The sequence below is a fragment of the Streptomyces sp. genome, assembly GCF_035563135.1.
Lineage (GTDB): Bacteria > Actinomycetota > Actinomycetes > Streptomycetales > Streptomycetaceae > Streptomyces.
In genome coordinates this window covers 1-5,420 of the sequence record NZ_DATMVN010000075.1, presented here as the reverse complement: position 1 = coordinate 5,420, position 5,420 = coordinate 1, and the positions used below count along the sequence as shown (strand labels likewise).

The window sequence follows — 5,420 nt, the reverse complement described above, 5'->3', positions numbered from 1 at the left end:
TTCCTGGGCCAGGGGGTCGCCAAGACCGTCAGTGAAGGGCTGATCGCCACGCCCGAAGGCCAGAAGGGGATGGGCATCCTCTTCGCGGCACTGGTCGGCGCGATCATCTGGAACCTCGTCACCTGGTACTACGGCCTTCCGTCGTCGTCCTCGCACGCCCTGTTCGGCGGCATGGTCGGCGCGGCGCTGGCCGGCGGGACGATGGTGCACTGGGACGGCGTGCTGTCCAAGATCGTCATCCCGATGTTCCTGTCTCCGGTCATAGGGCTGGTGGCGGGCTATCTGGTGATGGTCGTCATCATGTGGATATTCAGGAAGTCCAACCCGCACAAGGCCAAGCGTGGTTTCCGTATCGCGCAGACGGTCTCCGCGGCGGGTATGGCGCTCGGCCACGGTCTGCAGGACGCCCAGAAGACGATGGGCATCGTGGTGATGGCCCTGGTCATCGCCGACGTCGAGGGTCCGAACGACGAGATCCCGATCTGGGTGAAGATCGCCTGCGCGACGATGCTGTCCCTCGGGACGTACGCGGGTGGCTGGCGCATCATGCGGACACTCGGCCGCAAGATCATCGAGTTGGACCCGCCGCAGGGTTTCGCCGCCGAGACGACCGGCGCGTCGATCATGTTCGGCTCGGCGTTCCTCTTCCACGCACCGATCTCCACGACTCATGTGATCACCTCGGCGATCATGGGCGTCGGCGCCACGAAGCGGGTGAACGCGGTCCGCTGGGGCGTCGCCAAGAACATCATCCTGGGCTGGTTCATCACGATGCCGGCCGCGGCACTGGTGGCCGCGCTCAGTTACGGGCTCGTCCTGCTGCTCTTCGGGTGACGCCGTCCGGGCCCGCCCGGCAGCGGGAACGGCTCCACCCGGCAGCGGGAACGGCTCCGCCCGGCAGCGGAAATGGGTCCGCCCCAGCTCTCTTGTGAAGAGCGGGGCGGACCCTTTTGCCTTGTGGTGGCACCGCCATGCAGCACCCCAAGGCCGTCTGTGGTTATCCGAAGCGGCCCGAGATGTAGTCCTCGGTCGCCTGCACGGACGGGTTGGAGAAGATCCGCTCCGTCTCGTCGATCTCGATCAGCCGGCCGGGCTTGCCCACCGCCGAGAGGTTGAAGAAGGCCGTACGGTCCGAGACGCGTGCCGCCTGCTGCATGTTGTGCGTCACGATGACGATCGTGAAGCGCTCCTTCAGCTCGCCGATCAGGTCCTCGATGGCGAGGGTCGAGATCGGGTCGAGCGCCGAGCAGGGTTCGTCCATCAGCAGCACGTCCGGCTCGACCGCGATCGCGCGGGCGATGCACAGGCGCTGCTGCTGACCGCCGGAGAGGCCGGAGCCCGGCTTGTTCAGACGGTCCTTGACCTCGTTCCAGAGGTTGGCGCCCTTGAGGGACTTCTCGACGATGTCCGACAGCTGGTTCTTGCGGTACGTGCCGTTGAGCCGCAGGCCCGCCGCGACGTTGTCGAAGATCGACATGGTCGGGAAGGGGTTCGGCCGCTGGAAGACCATGCCGACCGTGCGGCGCACGGTGACGGGGTCGACACCGGAGCCGTACAGGTTCTCGTCGTCCAGCAGCACCTTGCCCTCGACGCGGCCGCCGGGGGTGACCTCGTGCATGCGGTTCAGGGTGCGCAGGAAGGTGGACTTGCCGCAGCCGGACGGGCCGATGAAGGCGGTCACGGAGCGGGGTTCGACGGTCATCGAGATGTCCTCGATGGCCTTGTGGGAGCCGTAGTAGGCGGTGAGGCCGCCGACGTCGATGCGCTTGGCCATGTGGGATCAACTGCTTTCTGCGTGGCCTCAGCGGCCGGTCTTCGGGGCCTTCCAGCGGGCGATGCCGCGGGCCACCAGATTGAGGATCATGACGAAGGCGATCAGCACCAGCGCTGCGGCCCAGGCGCGGTCGTAGGACGCGACCTCGCCGACCTTGTACTGCTCGTAGATGTAGAACGGCAGTGAGGACTGGGCGCCTTCGAAGGGGTTGGTGTTGATCAGCTGGCTGCCGAAGACCAGCAGCATGATCGGCGCGGTCTCACCGGCGATACGGGCGATGGCGAGCATGACGCCCGTGGTGATGCCGCCGATCGCGGTGGGCAGGACCACCTTCAGGATGGTGCGCCACTTCGGGATGCCGAGCGCCAGGGAGGCCTCGCGGAGCTCGTTGGGGACGAGCTTGAGCATCTCCTCGGTGGAGCGGACCACGACGGGGATCATCAGGATCGTCAGGGCCAGCGCGCCCATGAGGCCGGAGGGCTCCAGCTCCGCGATCAGCATGATCGACAGGATGAACAGACCGGCGACGATGGACGGGATGCCCGTCATCACGTCGACGAAGAACGTGACGGCACGGGCGAGGGAGCCCTTGCCGTACTCCACGAGGTAGACCGCGGTCAGCAGGCCCAGCGGTGCGGAGATCACCGTGGCGATACCGACCTGCTCCAGGGTGCCGATCAGCGCGTGGTAGACGCCGCCGCTGTGCTCGGGGCCGAGGACACCGGCCATCGAGTGGGTGAGGAAGTAGCCGTCGAGGCGCTCGACGCCGCGGCTGACCGTGGTCCAGAGCAGCGAGGCGAGCGGGACGACGGCGACGAGGAAGCAGACCCAGACGATGCTGGTGGCGAGGCGGTCCTTGGCCTGGCGCTGGTTCTCGACCACGGTCGTCGTGACGTACGAGATGGCCATGAAGAGCAGGGCGGAGATCAGGCCCCACTGGACGCGGCTGTGCCAGCCGGCCGCCAGGGAGATGCCCACGCCGAGCGCGATCGCCACGACGGCGAAGCCGAGCGGGGACCAGCGGGGGAGGCTGCGGCTGCTGAGGCCGGCCTTCCGGGGTTCCGGCGAGGTCCGCGGACGGTCGTCCTGGATGTCGGTGGTGGTGGCGTGGGTCATGCGTTGGCCCCCGAGTACTCCTTGCGGCGGGCGATGATGAGCCGGGCCGCGCCGTTGACCAGCAGGGTGAGGATGAAGAGGACGAGGCCCGAGGCGATCAGGGCGTCGCGTCCGAACTCGTCGGCCTCACCGAACTTGGCCGCGATGTTCTGGGCGAAGGTTCCACCGCCGTGGTTGAGCACGTGCAGCGAGATGAGGAAGCTCGGCGACAGGACCGTGGCGACGGCCATCGTCTCACCGAGCGCACGGCCGAGGCCGAGCATCGAGGCGGAGATGATGCCGGAGCGGCCGAACGGCAGCACCGAGAGGCGGATGACCTCCCAGCGGGTGGCCCCGAGGGCGAGGGCCGCTTCCTCGTTCATCTTCGGGACCTGGAGGAACACCTCGCGGCTGACGCTGGTCACGATCGGCAGGATCATGATCGCGAGCAGGATGCCGACGGTGAAGAGCGAGCGGGGGACGCCGATCTCGGTCTTCTCGAAGATGTACGTCCAGCCGAAGAACTGGTCGAGCCAGAGGTTCAGGCCCTCCAGGTACGGGACGAGGACGAGCGCGCCCCAGATGCCGTAGACGATGCTGGGCACCGCGGCGAGGAGGTCGATCACGTAGGCGAGGGGGGCGGCCAGCTTGCGCGGCGCGTAGTGCGAGATGAAGAGGGCGATGCCGACAGCGATCGGAACCGCGATGACCATCGCGATGATCGAGCTGACGACCGTGCCGAAGAGCAGGACCGCGATGCCGAAGACAGGGGGGTCGCCGGCCGGGTTCCAGTCGAGGGTCGTGAGGAAGTCGCCCTCGTTCTCCGATATGGCGAGGTAGGCGCGGTAGCTGAGGAACACGGCGATCGACGCCATGACCACGAGCAGCAGAATGCCCGAGCCGCGGGAGAGACCCAGGAAGATCTTGTCGCCGGCACGCCCGGTGGACTTGGGGCGGCTGCGTGTTTCCGGCGGAGCCGGTGGGATGTCGAGTGGTGTCGTGGAAGCCATGGTCTTTCCGGTCTGTGTGGGGGAGCGGCTGGCTCCCCTGGCGGCGGTGCACCGGATGGGTCGGGCGGCGGGGGCCGGTCCGGAGGGGTGCGCCGGACCGGCCCGCCTGTGCGTGCGTGTCGTGCGGGGCCGGGCTACTTGAGGCCGGCGACCGTCTCGCGGACCTTGGCGTTGATCGCCTCGGGGATCGGGGCGTAACCGGCGTCGGTCAGGACCTTCTGGCCGTCCGCGGAGGCGGTGTAGGTCAGGAAGGACTTGACCGTGTCGAGGGTGTCGGGGTTGTTGCCGCTGTCACAGACGACCTCGTACGTCACCAGGACGAGCGGGTAGGCGCCCTCGGCCTTGGTGGTGTAGTCCAGGTCGAGAGCCAGGTCCTTGCCGGTGCCCTTGACCTTGGCGGCGGCGATGGCCTTGGAGGCGTTCTCCGAGGTGGCCTCGACCGGGGCGGCGCCACCGGTGTTGATGTCGACGGTCGTGATGTCCTGCGACTCGGCGTAGGACAGCTCGAAGTAGCCGATGGAGCCGTTGACCGCCTTCACCTGGCTGGCCACGCCGGAGGAGCCGGACGCGGCCTGGCCGCCGGGGGCGGGCCACTTCTTCTCGGCCTCGTACTTCCAGTCGCTCGGGGCCGCGGCGTTCAGGTACTTGCCGAGGTTCTGCGTGGTGCCGGAGTCCTCGGACCGGTGGAAGGCCTGGATGGCCGTGTCCGGCAGCTTGACGCCTTCGTTGAGCTTGGCGATCGCCGGGTCGTTCCACTTCTTGATCTTGCTGTCGAAGATCTTGGCGAGGGTGGAGGCGTCCAGCGTGAGGCTGTCGACGCCCTCCAGGTGGAAGCCGACCGCGATCGGGCCGCCGACCATCGGGAGGTTGATCCCCTGGCCGGTCTTGCAGATCTTCTTCGACTCGGCGACCTCTTCGGGCTTCAGGGCCGAGTCCGAGCCGGCGAAGCCGACGGTGCCCTGGTTGAAGGCGACGATGCCCTCGCCGGAGGAGGAGGAGCTGTAGTTGATCTCCACGCCGGAGCAGGCGGCCATGTAGTTCTTGACCCAGAGGTCCATGGCGTTCTTCTGGGCGCTGGACCCGGAAGCGCGCAGCTGGCCCTCGGCGCCGTCGCACTTGATGTTCGACGCGGCGGCGCTCGTCTTGCCGCCCTCCGCGTCGGTGCCGGTGTTGTCGTCCGAACCGCACGCCGTGAGGACCAGGGCGCCGGAGACGGCGAGGGCACCGAGCGCGGTGGCACGAAGCCGGTTCTTGCGCTGAAGCTTCACTTTCGGGGTGTTCCTTCCAGGAGCCGCCGCGGCTGGTGGGGGCGAGGCGGCGTGCGATGAGGAGTGGTGCGTCGACTTGGCGCCGTGCACCGGGTACGTCCGAAATTAGGCAGAACAGGTGAAGCGCCCTACGGGGCAGAGTGAACGGCAGGTGAACCGTGCTGGGCGGGCTGGTTCCACGGGGTACGGGCGCGGCGCAGGGCATGCCAGGGCCCGTCCTGTGCGCCCGGACAGGCGCGATGCGGCCGGGAGCCCGGCCGGACGGCCGGTGCG

5 protein-coding genes are annotated in these 5,420 nt (G+C 68.1%); 1 reads left to right on the top strand and 4 read right to left on the bottom strand.

All coding sequences use genetic code 11. The features are described 5' to 3' along the window. Nucleotides 1–834: inorganic phosphate transporter (locus VN520_RS03315; protein ID WP_325745309.1), on the top strand; the 834-nt coding region annotated here is incomplete at its 5' end. Between the two features lie 163 nt (nucleotides 835–997). Here the strand turns inward: VN520_RS03315 and pstB are convergent. From pstB to pstS, 4 genes are all read right to left on the bottom strand, one after another. Continuing rightward, entirely contained in the window at nucleotides 998–1,774 is a 777-nt protein-coding gene (gene pstB, locus VN520_RS03310; RefSeq protein ID WP_325745308.1) for a phosphate ABC transporter ATP-binding protein PstB, read from the bottom strand. 27 nt (nucleotides 1,775–1,801) lie between these two features. Beyond that, nucleotides 1,802–2,890 (bottom strand): phosphate ABC transporter permease PstA, encoded by a 1,089-nt coding sequence (gene pstA / locus VN520_RS03305; protein ID WP_325745307.1) that lies wholly within the window; start codon nucleotides 2,888–2,890, stop codon nucleotides 1,802–1,804. Beyond that, nucleotides 2,887–3,879 carry a phosphate ABC transporter permease subunit PstC gene (gene pstC, locus VN520_RS03300; RefSeq protein WP_325745306.1) on the bottom strand — a complete coding sequence of 331 codons (993 nt, stop codon included), beginning with the start codon at nucleotides 3,877–3,879 and terminating at the stop codon, nucleotides 2,887–2,889. The genes pstA and pstC overlap by 4 nt, the downstream gene beginning before the upstream one ends. A gap of 134 nt (nucleotides 3,880–4,013) precedes the next feature. Continuing rightward, complete coding sequence (gene pstS / locus VN520_RS03295; RefSeq protein WP_325745305.1) at nucleotides 4,014–5,147, bottom strand: phosphate ABC transporter substrate-binding protein PstS; 1,134 nt, start codon at nucleotides 5,145–5,147, stop codon at nucleotides 4,014–4,016. Nucleotides 5,148–5,420: the final 273 nt, after the last annotated feature.

What these genes read in the sequence shown, in the direction of transcription:
- pstA (WP_325745307.1), bottom strand. Translation starts at nt 2,890, where the DNA reads ATGACCCACGCCACCACCACCGACATCCAGGACGACCGTCCGCGGACC.
- pstB (WP_325745308.1), bottom strand. Translation starts at nt 1,774, where the DNA reads ATGGCCAAGCGCATCGACGTCGGCGGCCTCACCGCCTACTACGGCTCC.
- pstC (WP_325745306.1), bottom strand. Translation starts at nt 3,879, where the DNA reads ATGGCTTCCACGACACCACTCGACATCCCACCGGCTCCGCCGGAAACA.